A 15,941-nucleotide genomic window follows, 5' to 3' on the forward strand; every position below is an offset into this window, starting at 1 on the left:
ATCAGCGTACTCCTCAGGTTGTTTTATATGTAACACTGATAGTTACATATAACGAGAAAAAAACGGGGCTCTCACCCCGTTCATTGGTTAGTCACCGTCAAGCCCGGCGCTTGCGCTCGCGATGCTTCTCCGAGCGGACCACGTCGGCGGTCGCATCAGCGAGCGTGCGTGCGGCCAGCGCCGCTTCCATCGCCTGCTGCGCTTCGCCGATGATCCCGCTCAACACGCTCTGGATATTGCGCCCCACCATGCACGCGGGATTCGGCTCCTCGCGATGCAACGCGAACAACTGCGCGTCCTCCACTGCGCGATAGACGTCTAGCAGCGTGATCTGTTCCGGCCGCCGCGCGAGCAACGCGCCGCCACCGGCTCCCATCTGCGACGTGGTGAGGCCGGCCTCCGAGAGCATGGCCAGAAGCCGGCGGATCAGCGCGGGATTCGTGTTCACGCTGCCCGCGATCATCTCCGACGACAACGGCACGCCGCCCTGTAACGACAGCAATGCGAGCACATGCACGGCAAAGGCAAACCGGCTACTCGTGTTCACGGCAGATCCGTCCCGCAACGACAATGTGTAACCATCGTAATTACATATACCTCTAAAGTCAAACGGCGAAAGCCGGATCGAACCGCGCGCGGATCATTTGTCCATCTGCTTCTGCGCGTCGGCGGACTCGGCCGATGCGCTCGACGAAGCCGACGAGCTCGCATTCTGCGCCGACCACGCCTGCAGCTTGCGTCCCGCCGTTTCGAGGCCCTGGCCCGTGATCGACGCGGCCCTGCCGAGCTGTGCGTTGGCCGCGCTCGCCGCGTTCTGCAGGTTGGCCTGCGCGCTCGACGCGAGCGCGGCCGGGTCGATCCTGATCGACGGCGCGGAGGCCGAGTCGAGGTTCTGCTGTGCGGCGTCCTTGGTCGCGGTGACCTGTTGGCCGACGTAGCTCGCGGCCTGATCGAGCTTCTGACCGGCAAGCTGCGCGGCGTCGTTGAGCTTGCCCGCGACCTGGCCGGCCGAAGCGTCGTTTTTCTGGCACGCGGCCAGCGCGCCGAACACGAAGACCACGACCGCCGCGCGGCGCAATAAGGATGAGGAAACAGATGAAATCATGATCAGAAAGGAGCCGCACCGAGCGGCTCGCACTTGCGAAGATGTGCCCATGATACCGCCGTTGCGCCGCGCGGCCGCTTCGAGTCACCCCGGCGAGCCATCGACGATTACGACGAAACCTCGGGTGCGGTTCGCCGCAAGGCCATGCAACTGAACCACAACCCCGCGTCGACCAATGCGATCATCGCCGGGCCAGGAAACGGAAGCGTGGAAACAGCTGTCTTCATCGACCGACTTCGCTGCGTAAGCGAAGAAAGCAGCGTTCGGCGTTTCGCCAAGCCGCTGCTCGCCTGAATCGCCGTGGCGCGAATATCACCGAGCCAGTTAATTCGCCGGCGTCAGTATCGGTGCGCCGGCATCCTTCAGCAGAAAAACCAGGAATTTAGCCGGCTTGGTCTTGCTGGCATTGCGCCCGACCGTGTGCACGTCGTTCGGCCCTTCGTAGAAGGTTTGCCCCGGCTTCAGCGTGACGGTCTGGCCGCCGCGCACGCCCATCACGATCGAGCCTTCCAGCACATAGATGAAGCCGTGTGCATCGTGCCGATGTACCGGGTCCGCACTGCCGGGCGGATACTCGACCGAGAGCACCGTGACTTCCTTGCCCGGATAGTCTTCCAGCGCCCTGGTCATCAGCGGCGCAACTTGCGCTTGCGGCGGCTCGTGCGCGTGTGCGGCGCCCGCTGCGAGCAGCAGCGATGCGATCAGCCATCTGGAAATATGCATGACGGTGCTCCGTTGCGCGTCGTTCAGGCGAGGCCCGACTGGTCGACGCCAAAGGCTTTGTCGTAGATGCCCGGCGGGATGCGAAAGCCAATGTTGACCCGATTCCACGCGTTGATCGACATCACCTGGAAGGTCAGGTCGGACAACTCCTTCTCCGAGAACTGGGTCCGCACGCGATCGTAGATTTCATCGCTCACACCCAGCGGCGAAATCTGGGTCAGCGCCTCGGTCCAGGCTAGAGCGGCACGCTCGCGAGGCGTGAACAGATTGGACTCGCGCCACACGGCCACGTGATGAAGGCGCAACGGACGCTCGTCATGGATCGTGGCCTCCTTCACGTGCATGTCGACGCAGAACGAGCAGCCGTTGAGCTGCGACGCGCGGATGTCGACGAGATGGCGGATGGTTTCCTCGATTGCGGACTTCTTGAGCACGAGGCTGAACTCGACGAACTTCTTGAACAGTTCCGGGGATTGCTGCTGGTAGTCGATGCGCTGGGTCATGGCATGTCCTTGGTGCGGTTGGAGAAAGGAGAAACGTTGCGGGAATGCGGTTCAGTCCTTCGCGACGGAGCGGCTGAGCCAAGTGTGGAAGCGCGTCGGGCCGATGCGATGACCGCCGCCGGCGACCAGGGTGCGGTCGTCCAGCTCTGCGCCGAAATAGCGAGCGTGGACATCGGCGATCACCGTGCGTGGATCGTTGTGCGCGGCGAGGAACTTGCGGGCGAGTTCGTCGAGTGGGAAGCGGTCCGGACCGGCGAGTTCGGTCATGTCGTTCAGCGGCATTCCCGCCGCAAGATCGGCGAGCACTGCGCAGACGTCGTCGGCGGCGACCGGCTGGATCAGCGCGGGCGAAAGGCGCACCTCGCCTCGCTGGGCGCTGGCCTCGATGATGCCGCCGACGAATTCGAAGAACTGGGTGGCACGCAGCAGCGTGTACGGAACGGGCGACGCCTTGACCAGCGTCTCCTGCGCAGCCTTGGCGCGAAAATACCCGCTTTGCTGCAGGCGTTCGGTGCCCACGACGGACAGAGCAAGATGGTGCTCGACGCCCGCCGCGTGTTCGGCGGCCAACAGGTTGCGGCCCGCCGTCTGGAAGAAGCTCATCACGGCCTCGTCCTCGAAGGACGGCGCGTTGGCGACATCGACGACGACATGCGCGCCTTCGAGCGCTTTCGCCAACCCGTCGCCCGTCATCAAGTCCACCCCGGTCGACGGGGATGCGGCCACCACGTCGTGACCATCGCGGCGAAGCCGCCGCACCACGTTCGAGCCGATCAGTCCGCTGCCACCAATGACGACCACTTTCATGTTCCACTCCCTCCGGTTCGGTTGACGAAGCGCTTGCTGCTTGATCCGATGGGTGCAGTATCATTTCCAGCCGCCGGCGCCGCTTTGTCTGCGCCTTGTATTTCCGTCCAGAATTCCTCCATACGCTTCATCAGCGCGCCGGGTAGCGCATACCTGGCGGCTTTCTCGTCCTGGAGTCCCCAATGCAATGGGTTTTCGCTGACTGCACGCTGGACCTGGAGCGTCGCGACTTGCGCCGCGCTTCGCAGGAGGTCGCCACGACGCCGAAAGTGTTCGATCTGCTGGTTTATCTGGCGAGCCATCGCAACCGGGTCGTGGGCCGGGATGAGCTGATCAATGCGGTGTGGGACGGACGCGTGATTTCCGAATCCACCATGGCCAGCCACGTAAACGCCGCGCGCAGCGCGGTCGGCGATGACGGTCAGCAGCAGCGGGTGATCAAAACCGTGGCGCGCAAAGGATTCCGATTTGTCGCCGACGTCATCGAACATCCGGCATCGGACCAGGCCAGCGAGAAAACATCGACGCCAACCGAGACGTCATCGCCGGATGCGGCGCAGGCCAGCAAGCCTTCCATCGCCGTCCTGCCTTTCGTCAATCTCAGCGGTGACCCGGAGCAGGACTACCTGGCCGACGGTGTGATCGAGGACGTCATCACTGCGCTGTCGCGATACCGCTGGTTGTTCGTCGTCGCGCGCAACTCGAGCTTCACTTACAAGCATCGCAACGTGGATGTGAAGCAGATCGGGCGAGAGCTCGGCGTGCGCTATGTGCTCGAAGGCAGTTGGCGGCAGGCACAGGGCCGCGTTCGCATCACCGGCCAGCTCGTCGATGCGGGCACCGGCGCGACCCATTGGGCTGGCCGCTTCGAAGGCGTGCTCGACAATATTTTCGAGTTCCAGGACCAGATCGCCGACAGTGTGGTCGGCGCGATTGCGCCGCAGGTCGAACAGGCCGAGATCGCTCGCGCACGGTTCAAACCGACCGAAAGTCTGCGTGCGTACGACTACTACCTGCGTGGCATGGCGCAGCTTCATCAAGGCAGCCGCGAAGCGATCGACGAAGCGTTGCCGTTATTTCAGCGCGCATTTGCGTGCGACCCTGAGCTTGCATCGGCGTACGCGATGGCGGCCTGGTGTCATTGCTGGCGCAAGGTCAATGGCTGGATGCACGATCGCCCAAGAGAAATGGCGGAAGGCGCCCAGTGGGCGCGTCGTGCCGTGGAGTTGGGAAAATACGACGCCGTCGCTCTCGCGCGCAGCGGTCATGCGCTATCGCATCTGGCCGGCGATCTGCCTGAAGGTATCGCGTTGTTGGATCGGGCGCTCGAATTGAATCCCAATCTTGCCGCCGCGTGGTTTCTCGGCGCATTTCTCCGCTTGTGGCATGGCGAAACTGAACAGGCGATCAGGCAATTTACCCATGCGATGCAATTGAGCCCGTTGGATCCAGAGCGTTATCGGATGCAGTTCGGCTTGTCGGCTGCGCATTTGTTCATGGGCAACTTCGTCGAAGCCGCTCTGTGGGCCGAGAAAGCCATCCGGGATTTACCGAGTTTCGGCCTGGCCTACGCGACGCTCGCCGCGAGTCAGGCCTGGCTCGGCAAACCAGCGGAAGCTCGACGAGCTGCGATTCGCTTACGCGAGCTGATTCCCGACTTGCGCCTCGGCAACTTGACCGACTGGATGCCGATCCGGCGCGACGAAAACCTTGCCGTCTTCACGGAAGGCTTGGCCAAGGCGGGATTCGATTCTGAACCCTGCGAGGATTGATGCAATCCTGCAGCGGGCGTCTGCATGCAGAGGCGCTCGCCTCGACATCGTTCAACGCTCCCCCACATTTCAGAATCTTCCGACGGTTGTAGACGAAACACCTCCCTATAGTCGCGGCTGCTTTTAGGGAGTGCTGTTTCGATGAAACTGATCGACTGGATCGTCACCCTCGTCATCATGCTGATGGTGATCGTCTTCTGTGCGCGCCGGCCGCCCACCTGGTCGCACGACTCCCGCGCCCGGCATATGAAGGGAACCCGTCTGCTGATGCAGGCCGCGTGCGCGCTGTGGGCGGCGCTGCTGGGTGTCACGAACGGCCTGTTTGCCGTCGAAGGGATCGCCGGCGTTCGGCCAACGCCGGCCGAGTCGTCCGCCGGCATCGCCGTGCTGCTGGCATGCAGTTGCTACTGGTCGGTGCGCGGCCGGAGACTGCTGAAGCCGCGACGGATTTTCGCCGGTTGAGGAACGGGCGGGCGCCACCCGCACCGCACGCACGATCGAGCGCCCCTACCGCGTAGTGATTCCTCGCACCGCATCGATCGAAGGCGCGGGCAACCCACTGCCGGCGCTAAAGCCTGCCCCCGCGGCGCCCTGCGCGCTCTCGCGCGCACCGCGCGCCGCCGAAGCCGGAGCCGGAGCCGCCACGACGAGCGCTGGCGCGCCAGCCGCGGCCGGTTCCGAGCCCGCGGCGCCCGCCGCCTCTGGCAGCGACAGATAGAACGTCGTGCCCACCCCTTCCTTCGATTCCGCCCACACTCGCCCGCCGTGTCGCTCGACCATCCGCCGCACGAGCGCGAGGCCAATGCCCTCGCCGGCCGCCGCGTTGCCGTGCAGGCGCTGGAACGCGGTGAACAGCCGCGGCAGCGCGATCGCCGGGATGCCGAGGCCGTTGTCGCGCACGTAGAAGATTCGCAGCGAATGCACGCCCGGCGGCGCGGGCGTCGTGCCGATTTCGACGCGGCCCTCGCGCGCCGGGTCCAGATAGTTGACTGCGTTGCCGATCAGGTTCGCGAAGATCTGCTCGAGCGCGGTCGGATCGCCCCATACCGCGGGCAGTTCGCCGACCGTCACGCGCGCGCGCCGCACGCGGATCGACCCCTGCATCGCATCGACGACGCGCTGCACGATGTCGCGCACATTGACCTTCTGGCGCCTGTACTCGACACGCCCGACGCGCGACAGCCGCAGCAGCGCGTCGATGATGTGCGACGCGCGCATCACCGCGGTCTGCAGATAGTGGAGCGCCTCGCCAATGTCCTCGTCGACGATCCGCTCGATCCGCTCGCGCGTGCTGGTCGCGAGCGACGAGCCGCGCGCCGCGTCGCGCAACTCGTCGCAGGCGCGAATCAGCTCTTTCGAAAATCCCTGCAGGTTCACCAGCGGCGCGCGCAGATCGTGCGACACGCTGTAGATGAACATTTCGTTTTCCTGAGTCTGCTGGCGCAGCGTCTCGTTGATGCGGGCAAGCTCGGCGGCGCGGCGTTCGAGGTCCGCGTGAAAACGCGCCTCGATGCGCTCGGCTTCGAGCAGACGGCGGCTCGTCTCGTGCAAGGTCAGATCGAGCCGCGCGATTTCATCGCGACCCGCGCCGAGCGGCGCGAGCGGTTCGTTGCCGGCAAGCCTGGCCGCGTTGTCGGACAGCAGCGCGAGCCGGCCGCGCACGCCGCGCGTGAACATCCCGATGGCGAGCGCGACGAACAGCAGCGAGCCCAACGCGGCCGCGACGATCAGCGTTTGTTCGCGCTCGCGCACGGCGGCGACGGCATTCGAGCGCGACATGTCGAGACGGCGCTCCTCGGCCTGGAACGCGCTCACCTGCAAGCGGAAATGATCGAGCACGTCGGCCTGGGCGAGATCGTGGAAGCGCGCGAGAATCTCGGCGCGCCGCCCGGCGCGCAGCATGTCCTGGATGCGGTCGGACCACTGGCGGTATGCCTGCACCGCCTGGCGCACCTCGACCACGCGCTCGACTTGCGCGGGATTGTCGCCGACGAGATCGACGAGTTCGTCGATGCGCCGGTCGACGTCCATCCATACTGCGATCGGGGTCGTGAAGCGTATGTCGTTGGCAAGTACCGCGCCGCGCAGCGCGACCGATTCGGACAGCACCGGATCGAGAATCGCCGTGCTCTGGCGCAGCACCTCCTCGGTATGCATCGCCCGACGCTCGGCCATCGTCGCATCGGCCTGCGCCTTAACGACGCCAGTGAGCAGCGCGAGTTCGAAAACGGCCGGAATCGCGATCAGCAACAGGCCTTTAGTGGTCAGTCTCATGCGGGCCCAGGGGAGGGGTTGGCCGGCGGATCGTGCACGGAGTCGGCACATTATGTCGGCGTTTGCGTGGGAAAAGAAAGAGGGACACGAACCCGTCGACCACCGTACCCCCGCTGGTCGATTGCGCGCCAGGATTGGGCATCGACAGCATCTCGTTGCGTCAGGATTCCGAATAAAGATGTAATTTAAATCGAATATTTCGCGCTTTTCTGGGGCATCCCGCGTAGCCGTGACGATTTATGCACTTTCGCTGTGCCTCGCCTCTCTGTTCGGGTGCATGGCGCGCTCGGACGGCGCATCGCTCGAAACCATCCAGATTCCCATCCCGGTGCCCGATTGCACCGGGCCGACGCGGCCAGCACAACTATGGCCCGCTTCTTGCTCACATAGCGCACTTTTTTTGGCACAAGCGGGACATATCGATGGAAAGTCTGAAATACGGCGCCGATACCGAGTTTCTTTTGATCGGCGCCGCCATGGTGCTGGCGATGCACGCAGGATTCGCCTTCCTGGAGCTCGGCACCGTGCGCAAGAAGAACCAGGTCAATGCACTGGTCAAGATTCTGGTGGACTTCGCGGTGTCGACGATCGCGTACTTCTTCATCGGCTACACGATCGCATACGGCGTGCAGTTTTTCGACGGCGCCGCGACGCTCGCCCAGCATAACGGCTATGCGCTCGTGCGCTTTTTCTTCCTGCTGACGTTCGCCGCCGCGATCCCCGCGATCGTGTCGGGCGGCATCGCCGAGCGCTCCAAGTTCAACCCGCAGTTGTTCGCGACGTTCGTGCTGGTCGGCTTCGTCTATCCGTTCTTCGAAGGCATCGCATGGAACGACCGTTTCGGCATTCAGGACTGGCTCACGCACGCGTTCGGCGCGCCGTTCCATGACTTCGCGGGTTCGGTGGTGGTGCACGCGTTCGGCGGCTGGGTCGCGCTGCCGGCCGTGCTGCTGCTCGGCGCGCGCCACGGCCGCTATCACCGCGACGGCGGCATCGCCGCGCATCCGCCGTCGAACATTCCGTTTCTCGCGCTCGGCGCATGGGTGCTGACGGTCGGCTGGTTCGGCTTCAACGTGATGAGCTCGCAGACCCTCGACAAGATCAGCGGCCTCGTCGCGGTCAACTCGCTGATGGCGATGGTCGGCGGCACGCTGAGCGCGTGGTTCGCGGGCCGCAACGACCCGGGCTTCACGTACAACGGCCCGCTCGCCGGGCTCGTCGCGGTGTGCGCGGGCTCGGACATCATGCATCCGCTCGGCGCGCTGGTCACGGGCGGCATCGCCGGCGTGCTGTTCGTCTATATGTTCACCTGCGTGCAGAACCGCTGGCGCATCGACGACGTGCTCGGCGTGTGGCCGCTGCACGGCCTGTGCGGCGCATGGGGCGGCATCGCGGCCGGCATCTTCGGCGCTCACGCGCTCGGCGGGCTGGGCGGTGTGTCGTTCGCCTCGCAGATCATCGGCACGCTCGGCGGGATCGTCGTGTCGGGGCTCGGCGGCACGGTCGTGTACGGCGCGATCCGCTTGACGGTCGGCCTGCGGCTCGATCAGGAAGAGGAATACAACGGCGCCGATCTGTCGATTCACAAGATTTCGGCGACGCCAGAGTGAACCAGGGCGGCGCTCGCGGGGAACGGGAGAGACGCGGCGAGAGGCGCGGGAGAGTCGCAGGCCACATGCCTGTCCCCAAAATCCGCGCGCCGATGTTAGACTTCGCGGCTGGAGATGGCATTCTCCATTAACCGCCCATGGGGCTGATGATGCCTGCTACGCCCGGTTATGCGGACGCGGCATCAATTCGCCCGCATCAACCGGTTTGTCGACGTTCCCGGTTCGATCCTCTTCCATGTATTGGTCTTTTCTCGCGGTCGCGATTGGCGGCGCACTCGGCTCGCTGTTTCGCTGGTTCCTCGGCTTTCGACTGAACCCGGTCTTTAGCGACCTGCCGCTTGGCACGCTCGCCGCCAACGTGATCGCCGGCTACATCATCGGTGTGGCGGTCGCGGGCTTCGCGCGGGTGCCCCAGCTCTCGCCGGAATGGCGGCTGTTCGTCATCACCGGTCTGATGGGCGGGCTGTCGACCTTCTCGACGTTCTCCGCGGAAGTCGTGCAGCGCCTGCAGGACGGCCGGCTCGGCTGGGCGGCTGGCGAAGTGGCGATTCACGTGAGCACGTCGCTGATCATGACGATTCTCGGCATCGCGACGGTTTCGCTGCTGGCGCGCTGAGGCGCGCGCCTGCCGCGCGAACCTTGGCCACCTGTACCGCCATTTCCAGTTCAAGGCACGCACCCAACGGAATCTGAGCGACGCCGAAAGGCGAACGCGCATGCTTGCCGTCTTCTCCAAAGAATTCAGCCAGCGGTTGGGACGCCCCGTTGGTCGATCGCGGTCAGCCGGGCGGCCAGTTTGCCCTCCTCCGTCGTCAATGTTTCGCCGAGTTTCCCAACCCAGACCTTGCCATCACGCTTCGCAATGTGACCGGACAGATAGCGATACGACTCATCAAGACCTCCTCAATAGATCAGGCTCTTTGGTGATATAGCTGTTGCGCGCGTGTGATCAGTGCTTCGGCGACACGATCGACTTCGACACCGGCGCACTGCGCTCCTCGATTGCAAGGCCGGCCTGCAGACACAGGTCCTCCCTGAAATGCGCGGCAACGATCCGAACGCCTACCGGAACTCGGTTCACCAGATCAGTCGTGACCGTGAGACCCGGCAAGCCCATGGGCGGTAGCGCTCGCATCGTCCACCGGGTGTGCGCGACCGGTCTCGGGAATTGAAGGTTTTGCCGTGCACCTGGTTCGACGTGAACCAGCGCAACGCAAAGGTCGGCGAGTTACTGCGGCCAAGCAACACCGCGCCCACCTTTTCGAGGTTGTCGACGAGCGGGCTGTTCATCTGCGCAACGAGGTTCTCGTGATCCGTGCTCCGTTCGTCGTCGCAAAGCCACGCTGGTCGATGTTGATCTTCACCGTCACCGGAACGCCGGCGAGCCGCCCCAGCTTGTCGCCACGAGCGCGCGCGGTCCACCGCCTCGGCCTGCTGAATCACCGCTTCTGGCCGGCGAGCAAATGCAATTGCGCGACTCGCAGCCATATCCGAAGGTATGACGCTGTCTCGACATCCGATAGGGTTCGGCACCGAATGTCTGATAGAGAAGAGGCGGACTGCAGACTATGCTCTCGAGCGGGCAAGACCCACATTCAAGACTCCTCCTCAATCCCTCGTCAACAAGTGATTCCATGACGTTATGCCACAAGGCACTCACGGGTGCTCTCGCCGTTCTGCTGTCGTCGGCCGCATTCGTACAAGCTGCGACGCCCCCCGCCGACAACGCCGCTCCGACCAAAGCGCAGCTTCGCGCGGAGATGCGCGCCGATCGCGCCGCCAATCACGCGCTGGCAAAGAAGGTTCGCGAGGCTCTGTTCGGCTCCAAACGTCTGAACGACAGGGACATCGCCGTATTCGCGAATACGCGCACGGGCAAGGTCACGCTGGCGGGCACCATTCTCGACGAATCGCAGGACCAGCTCGCTCAGGAAGTTGCGTCGAAAGTGTCGGGCGTGCAGTCGGTGTCGAGCAAGCTGACGCTGTACGCAGCGCCCTGATCCTGCCGGTCTCATTGTGGGAAATTGCGCCGGCTAGGCCGGCGCATTGCGATAGGCTCATCGAGCGGAAACGGCGGAGTCGACGGTGCGCCAGAAGAAGCGAAGAAGCCGCGTACCGTGCAGCCGCAGACTATTGATCGCCAACGCGGTTCATGCCGAGGCGGCCAAGCCTTGATGACAGTTGGAGTTTCGCGTTGTGCCAGTCAGCAAGCGTCTGAACGCGCCGTTGCTTTGCCGTGGCAAGCGCTGTCTGCGTTTTCAGCAGTTCGAGGATGTTTCCCACGCCTGCCCGGTAGCGATGTTCAGCGGCGTCGAATGAGCGTCGGGCAATCGCGAGCGCCGTCTCGCTATGCGCTGCATTCTGCGTGGCAATGTGCAGCGTCTGGTAACCCGTCCAGACATCAAGCGCCACCTGCTGCTGCGTCTCCTCGGTCGCGTCGCGCTGACGCTCCGCCTCAGCCTCGGCTTGCCGGATCTGGTAATGCCGTCCGAACCCTTCGAAGAGCGGGATGCTCAGCTGCACGCCGATGTAGGCATCACGTCCGGTTGCCGGAAACTTTTGAATCCCCAGACCCAAGCTCGCCGGCTGGTTGTTGCCGCTGTACTTCGCGACGAGACTGACGTTCGGTAACCCTTGCGCACGTGTCTGGGCAATGGCGGCTTTCGCAGACTCGAACTGTGCCTGCGCCGCCAGCACGCGCGGGTGCGTCCTTTTGACATCATCAATCAGTTCCGCTATCGAGCGGCTGAAGGTCTCATCGGGGTTGTCGTTCGCGGTGACGGAAGGTACAGCAAGCGGTACGTTCGGGTTAAGCCCCATGTCAGAGGCCAGCGTGCCCAGCGCCGTCTGCGTGTCTCCTTCGGCCTTCGTGAGATTGAATACCGCCTCGTCGTGCTGGGTCTGCGCCTGTAGCGCGTCGGTGACCGGAGCAACGCCCCGGTCAACCCGTGCCTCCGCCGCGACGACAATTTCGCGCGTCATGCGCTCGATTTCCCTCGCTGCAGCGAGCGCCCCTTGCGCCGCCTGGGCGGCACAATAATCTCTGGCAATCGTCGCAAATTCCGCCAGCACGGCTGCGTCCTGCGTCGCCCTTGCCGCAGCGAGCAGGTCGGACGCGCTATTCAGTGCGGCAGCCCGACCGCCGAAATCGAAAAGCACCCAGTTCAGGTCTACGCTGGCCGACCGGATGGTAGCGGCGGTGTTCGAACTGAGTTGTAGTTCGCCGCTCACGTGGCTCTCGGCAATGTCCCGCACGCCCTGCCAGTTGCCTGAAATGGTCGGCAGGAATGCCGCGCGCGCGACGCCAACGGCAGCCGCCTGCGCTTTCACGCTAGCCCAGGCGGCACGGGTTTTCGGGTTATTGCATAACCCGCGCGCGACCGCTTCGCGCAAACTCAATGGTTGTTCCGGCGCGCCAGAGTCGCAAGCCCGCTCATCCGGCGTCATGCTCAGTTTCATCCCGGCGACTGGATTGCTCGGAATGCCGCGCTGCGCGAGCAGCGGGTCGAAAGCGAGCGCGGGTAGCGCAAACGCCAGCACAAATCCGGCCACGGCGATTCTGTGCACCATACGTCTAGCGTTCACGCATGCTCTCCTGTACGCCCTCAACGAGTGGCCCGAGGAAATAGTGCGCGACGCTCTGTTTGCCCGTCCTGATTTCGGCGCTTGCGGCCATCCCTGGCGTGAGCGTGATCCATCTGTTCTCGACCCATATCCGATTCGCCGTCAGACGCACGCGCGCGGTGAACACGAGGCCCAGTTTTTTATCCTGCACTGCATTGTTGGCGAGCGACACGACCTCGCCCTCGAGCATGCCGTAGCGCGTGTAGGGAAACGCTACCACTTTGACCGCCGCACGTTGTCCCACGCTGACGAAGCCGACATCCCTGTTTTCGACTGTCACTTCGACCTCCAGCGCATCGTCCGGCACGATCTCCATGAGCGCCTGCGCGGTCGTCACCACGCCGCCCAGGGTGTGCATGGCCAGCTGCTGAACCGTGCCGGCAACGGGTGCGGTGAGCCTCATCAGGTTCGCGCGGGTATGGGCCTTGGTCTCATCACTGCGGCTCCGGGTGAGCTGCTGCGTCGCCTTTTCCAGCTGGTCAAGCTGTTCGCGGCGAAACTGCGATGAGGTCGCCGCGATCTGCGCACGCTGTCCTGCGATACCGGCCACCAGTTCGCGCGCGCGGCTTCGCTGCGTCGCCAGTTCATGTTCCTGCTCACGCGCGGTCTGCTCCTTCGCCAGATAGTCGTGGCGGGCAACGTACTGGTCGGCCGACAGCATCCGGTAGTCGTTTGCTTGCGCACGCGCGAGCGGCGCGGTGGCGGCAAACTTCGCGATTTGCTGCCGTGTACTGTCGAGTTCGGCTTCCCGCCTCGCCAGTTCGGCGCGCGCTGCATCAAGCCTGTCCTGGTACTCTCGATACGCACTTTCTGCCAGTCGCTGGGTCTCCTGCTGGCGCTCGTCCGGTGCGTCGTCGACTGTCGCTACACGCAGTTGCGAGTCGGTCTGCTGCGCGATAAGCAGCGCCTGCGCACGAGCTGCGGCGAGCGCTGCATCCAGCCGCGCTGATTTCGCCTTGCCCTCGTCAGCCACTGCCTGCGTGGTGTCCAGCTTCAGCAGCAATTGCCCGGCCGCAACGCGCTGTCCGTCGCGCACGGCGATCTCCCGCACGATACCGGTGACGGCTGGTTGCACGATTTTCACTCTTCCATTGGGCACGAGTTTGCCCTTTGCGGTTGCAACGATATCGAGTCTCGCGAAGACCCCAATGGCAAGGACAATGGCAGCGAGCGCGACAATCAGGCGCGCGGTCCAGCGCGGCGCCGGGTGAACGGGCGTCTCGACGAGTTCAAGGTGCGCTGGCTGGAACGCCACTTCATAGTCGAGTTTGGGCGGTGCATCGAGCTGCGCGCGCACCGACCACGCTGCACGCCACACGGCTGTATAGCGGCGGCACAGGTCTGCGCACGCCTGGAAACGCGGTGATATCGTCATTAACTGCTCTGCAGGGAAACCAGGTGGGCGTAATAGCCGCCTTGTGCCAGCAGCGCATCATGGGTGCCGCGTTCGACGACCTGTCCACGGTCCATCGCGATAATCTGGTCGGCGTGCCGCACGGTGGTCAGACGGTGCGCGATGATAATGACGGTGCGGCCGGCACAGATCGCGCGCATGTTGTTCTGGATCACGCGTTCGGTTTCGAAGTCGAGGGCGCTGGTGGCCTCATCGAAGATCAGGATGCGCGGGCTGGTCAGCAGGGCCCGCGCGATGGCCAGTCGCTGGCGCTGTCCGCCAGACAGGTTGCCGCCGTGCTCCTCGACCGGCGTGTCGTACGCCAGCGGCAGTTCGCAGATGAAGTCATGAGCACCGGCCAGTTGCGCGGCCTGGATCACGGCTTCAAGCGGAGCGCCAGGATCGGCTAGCGCGATGTTCTCGCGGATCGAAAGCTTGAACAGCAGACTCTCCTGTAGGACAACGCCAACCTGCCGGCGCAGCCACGCGGGATCGGCTAACGCGAGATCGATGCCGTCGACGCGCAGCGTGCCCTGTTCGGGCAGATACAACCGCTGCAGAAGCTTGGCAAGCGTGCTTTTACCGGAGCCGGAACGGCCAACGATACCGACGACCTGACCCGCGCGGATATCGAGCGAGACCCCGTCGAGGATTGGCGGCCCGTCCGCCCGGTAGCGAAAACGCACGCTCTCAAATCGGATGTCGCCCCTGAGCGCGGGCATTGCCTGGGTGCCGGGCGGCAATTCCGTGCGCGAGTTGAGTATGTCGCCCAGCCGTCGCATCGAGATGCCGACCTGCTGGAAGTCCTGCCACAGTTGCGTCAGCCGCAACACCGGGCCGGCGACGTGTTGCGACATCATGTTAAACGCAATGAGTTCGCCGACTGTGAGCCGGCCATCGATGACGAGGCGCGCACCGAAGAACAGCGTGACCAGCGAGACCACCTTCCCGACGTACTGGATGAGTTGCTGGCCGATGTTGCTCAGACTGACGACACGAAAGCCTGACGCCACATAGGCGGCCAATTGCGTTTCCCATTTCCTGATGAACTGCGGCTCGACGGCCATCGCCTTGACCGTCTCCATGCCGGACACGGTCTCGACGAGGAATGACTGATTGTCAGCTCCGTGTGCGAATTTCTCATTCAGGCGCTGCCGCAGACCTGGTATGAGCAAAGCGGACACGGTTGCATACAGCGGCAACGAAACGACGACAATGAGTGTCAACCACACACTGTAGAGACACATCACGGCGAGGAACACCACCGAAAACAGTAAATCGATGACTGCTGTTAGCGCCTGTCCGGTCAGAAAACTACGAATGTTTTCTAGCTCGCGTACCCTGGCAACCGAGTCACCGACGCGGCGAGCCGCGAAATAGTTCAGCGGTAGGGTGACGAGGTGGCGAAACAGGCGCGCGCCCAGTTCTACATCGATCCGGTTCGTGGTGTGGGCAAACATATAGTTGCGCAGGCCGCCGAGCAGCACTTCGAAGGTCGCACTGATAAACAGGGCGATACAGACGACATCCAGGGTGTTGTGAGTGCGGTTGACGAGCACCTTGTCCATCACAACCTGGAACATCAGCGGCGAGACCAGACCGAACAGCTGCAGCACCAACGAGATGCCGAACACTTCCAGCAGCAGGCGCCGGTATTTGACGATAGCGGGGATGAACCACGAGAAGTCGAAGCGTGCGAGTTCGCCGGCTAGCGATGCGCGGGACGCGAACAGAATCATCTGCCCGGTCATGCGAGCGGCGAGCACGTCGAGCGGCATTACGCAGGGCGCTGGAGCCTGTGCTTCGAGTACGAAGGCTGTTTCGCCGTCACACCGTGCGATGACGAAGTGATTACCGTCGCGATCCAGCGCAAGTGCGGGCAACGGGGCCCGGCTCAATCGCTCGATGCGAAGCGGCGCGACGCGTGTCTTGAGGCCAAGCGAGCGGGCAGCCAGCATCAGTGAATCCACGCTGAATGCCTCGTTGCCGAGCGCGAACGCGTGTCGCAGTTGCGCCGCGTCGGCGGCGATGCCGTGGAAGCGGGCAATGACGACCAGGCACGCGAGTCCAGGTTCAGCGGTGGGCATGGATTCAGCGGGAGCGCGGTGATCTGGTGCGTTCATTCGGTTT

Annotated in this window: 16 protein-coding genes, 2 pseudogenes and 1 riboswitch; of the genes and pseudogenes, 6 read left to right on the forward strand and 12 right to left on the reverse strand. The window is 63.9% G+C overall.

The window, feature by feature from the left end:
• Positions 1 to 97: 97 nt before the first annotated feature.
• Together AB3X94_RS15350 and AB3X94_RS15355 are read right to left on the reverse strand one after the other, a co-directional pair.
• Positions 98 to 547, reverse strand: a complete 450-nt coding sequence (locus tag AB3X94_RS15350) for an Rrf2 family transcriptional regulator (RefSeq protein ID WP_176108935.1) — start codon at positions 545 to 547, stop codon at positions 98 to 100.
• 93 nt (positions 548 to 640) lie between these two features.
• On the reverse strand, positions 641 to 1,105 hold the full coding sequence (locus AB3X94_RS15355; protein ID WP_176108936.1) for a hypothetical protein: 465 nt from the start codon (positions 1,103 to 1,105) through the stop codon (positions 641 to 643).
• Positions 1,106 to 1,249: 144 nt separating this feature from the next.
• Between AB3X94_RS15355 and AB3X94_RS15360 the strand changes: the two genes are divergently transcribed.
• Positions 1,250 to 1,399, forward strand: coding sequence for a hypothetical protein (locus AB3X94_RS15360; protein WP_368611986.1), 150 nt, complete (start codon positions 1,250 to 1,252; stop codon positions 1,397 to 1,399).
• A gap of 30 nt (positions 1,400 to 1,429) precedes the next feature.
• Here the strand turns inward: AB3X94_RS15360 and AB3X94_RS15365 are convergent, their stop codons facing one another.
• From AB3X94_RS15365 to AB3X94_RS15375, 3 genes are read right to left on the reverse strand one after another with little or no spacing between them, the layout of a single operon-like run.
• Positions 1,430 to 1,828, reverse strand: a complete 399-nt coding sequence (locus AB3X94_RS15365; RefSeq protein ID WP_368611987.1) for a cupin domain-containing protein — start codon at positions 1,826 to 1,828, stop codon at positions 1,430 to 1,432.
• A gap of 23 nt (positions 1,829 to 1,851) precedes the next feature.
• Complete coding sequence (locus AB3X94_RS15370; protein ID WP_368611988.1) at positions 1,852 to 2,331, reverse strand: carboxymuconolactone decarboxylase family protein; 480 nt, start codon at positions 2,329 to 2,331, stop codon at positions 1,852 to 1,854.
• Between the two features lie 51 nt (positions 2,332 to 2,382).
• Complete coding sequence (locus AB3X94_RS15375) at positions 2,383 to 3,138, reverse strand: SDR family oxidoreductase (RefSeq protein ID WP_368590699.1); 756 nt, start codon at positions 3,136 to 3,138, stop codon at positions 2,383 to 2,385.
• 182 nt (positions 3,139 to 3,320) lie between these two features.
• Between AB3X94_RS15375 and AB3X94_RS15380 the strand changes: the two genes are divergently transcribed.
• Together AB3X94_RS15380 and AB3X94_RS15385 are read left to right on the forward strand one after the other, a co-directional pair.
• Complete coding sequence (locus tag AB3X94_RS15380; protein ID WP_368611989.1) at positions 3,321 to 4,910, forward strand: winged helix-turn-helix domain-containing tetratricopeptide repeat protein; 1,590 nt, start codon at positions 3,321 to 3,323, stop codon at positions 4,908 to 4,910.
• Between the two features lie 141 nt (positions 4,911 to 5,051).
• Complete coding sequence (locus AB3X94_RS15385; RefSeq protein ID WP_176108940.1) at positions 5,052 to 5,372, forward strand: hypothetical protein; 321 nt, start codon at positions 5,052 to 5,054, stop codon at positions 5,370 to 5,372.
• A gap of 45 nt (positions 5,373 to 5,417) precedes the next feature.
• Here AB3X94_RS15385 and AB3X94_RS15390 read toward each other — a convergent pair whose 3' ends face one another.
• Positions 5,418 to 7,184 (reverse strand): ATP-binding protein, encoded by a 1,767-nt coding sequence (locus AB3X94_RS15390; protein WP_368611990.1) that lies wholly within the window; start codon positions 7,182 to 7,184, stop codon positions 5,418 to 5,420.
• A 422-nt stretch (positions 7,185 to 7,606) separates the two neighbouring features.
• Between AB3X94_RS15390 and AB3X94_RS15395 the strand changes: the two genes are divergently transcribed.
• Positions 7,607 to 8,794 carry an ammonium transporter gene (locus tag AB3X94_RS15395; protein ID WP_368611991.1) on the forward strand — a complete coding sequence of 396 codons (1,188 nt, stop codon included), beginning with the start codon at positions 7,607 to 7,609 and terminating at the stop codon, positions 8,792 to 8,794.
• Positions 8,795 to 8,895: 101 nt separating this feature from the next.
• A riboswitch (Fluoride riboswitch) is annotated at positions 8,896 to 8,957 on the forward strand.
• A gap of 72 nt (positions 8,958 to 9,029) precedes the next feature.
• Complete coding sequence (gene crcB, locus AB3X94_RS15400; RefSeq protein WP_176108943.1) at positions 9,030 to 9,410, forward strand: fluoride efflux transporter CrcB; 381 nt, start codon at positions 9,030 to 9,032, stop codon at positions 9,408 to 9,410.
• Here the strand turns inward: crcB and AB3X94_RS15405 are convergent.
• From AB3X94_RS15405 to AB3X94_RS15415, 3 genes and pseudogenes are all read right to left on the reverse strand, one after another.
• Positions 9,364 to 9,673 (reverse strand): annotated as a pseudogene (locus AB3X94_RS15405) (RidA family protein); the annotation flags it as partial. The gene crcB and the pseudogene AB3X94_RS15405 sit on opposite strands and share 47 nt — an antisense overlap.
• A gap of 70 nt (positions 9,674 to 9,743) precedes the next feature.
• Complete coding sequence (locus AB3X94_RS15410) at positions 9,744 to 9,875, reverse strand: hypothetical protein (RefSeq protein ID WP_368611992.1); 132 nt, start codon at positions 9,873 to 9,875, stop codon at positions 9,744 to 9,746.
• Positions 9,876 to 9,931: 56 nt separating this feature from the next.
• Positions 9,932 to 10,249: pseudogene (locus tag AB3X94_RS15415) on the reverse strand (amidase family protein); the annotation flags it as partial.
• A gap of 179 nt (positions 10,250 to 10,428) precedes the next feature.
• Here AB3X94_RS15415 and AB3X94_RS15420 point away from each other — a divergent pair.
• On the forward strand, positions 10,429 to 10,794 hold the full coding sequence (locus AB3X94_RS15420) for a BON domain-containing protein (protein ID WP_368611993.1): 366 nt from the start codon (positions 10,429 to 10,431) through the stop codon (positions 10,792 to 10,794).
• A gap of 130 nt (positions 10,795 to 10,924) precedes the next feature.
• Here AB3X94_RS15420 and AB3X94_RS15425 read toward each other — a convergent pair whose 3' ends face one another.
• The 3 genes from AB3X94_RS15425 to AB3X94_RS15435 are packed head-to-tail and all read right to left on the reverse strand — an operon-like array spanning position 10,925 to position 15,934.
• Positions 10,925 to 12,379: a TolC family protein gene (locus AB3X94_RS15425; RefSeq protein ID WP_368611994.1), complete on the reverse strand. Its 1,455-nt coding sequence runs from the start codon at positions 12,377 to 12,379 to the stop codon at positions 10,925 to 10,927.
• Positions 12,369 to 13,793 (reverse strand): HlyD family type I secretion periplasmic adaptor subunit, encoded by a 1,425-nt coding sequence (locus tag AB3X94_RS15430; RefSeq protein WP_368611995.1) that lies wholly within the window; start codon positions 13,791 to 13,793, stop codon positions 12,369 to 12,371. The genes AB3X94_RS15425 and AB3X94_RS15430 overlap by 11 nt, the downstream gene beginning before the upstream one ends.
• The gene (locus AB3X94_RS15435) at positions 13,793 to 15,934 is read right to left on the reverse strand and encodes a type I secretion system permease/ATPase (protein ID WP_368612092.1); all 2,142 of its coding nucleotides are present in this window, start codon (positions 15,932 to 15,934) and stop codon (positions 13,793 to 13,795) included. Before AB3X94_RS15435 ends, AB3X94_RS15430 begins: the two co-directional genes overlap by 1 nt.
• Positions 15,935 to 15,941 lie beyond the last annotated feature (7 nt).

It is taken from the genome of Paraburkholderia sp. BR10923 (genome assembly GCF_040948765.1).
GTDB classification, from domain to species: Bacteria; Pseudomonadota; Gammaproteobacteria; order Burkholderiales; family Burkholderiaceae; genus Paraburkholderia; species Paraburkholderia youngii.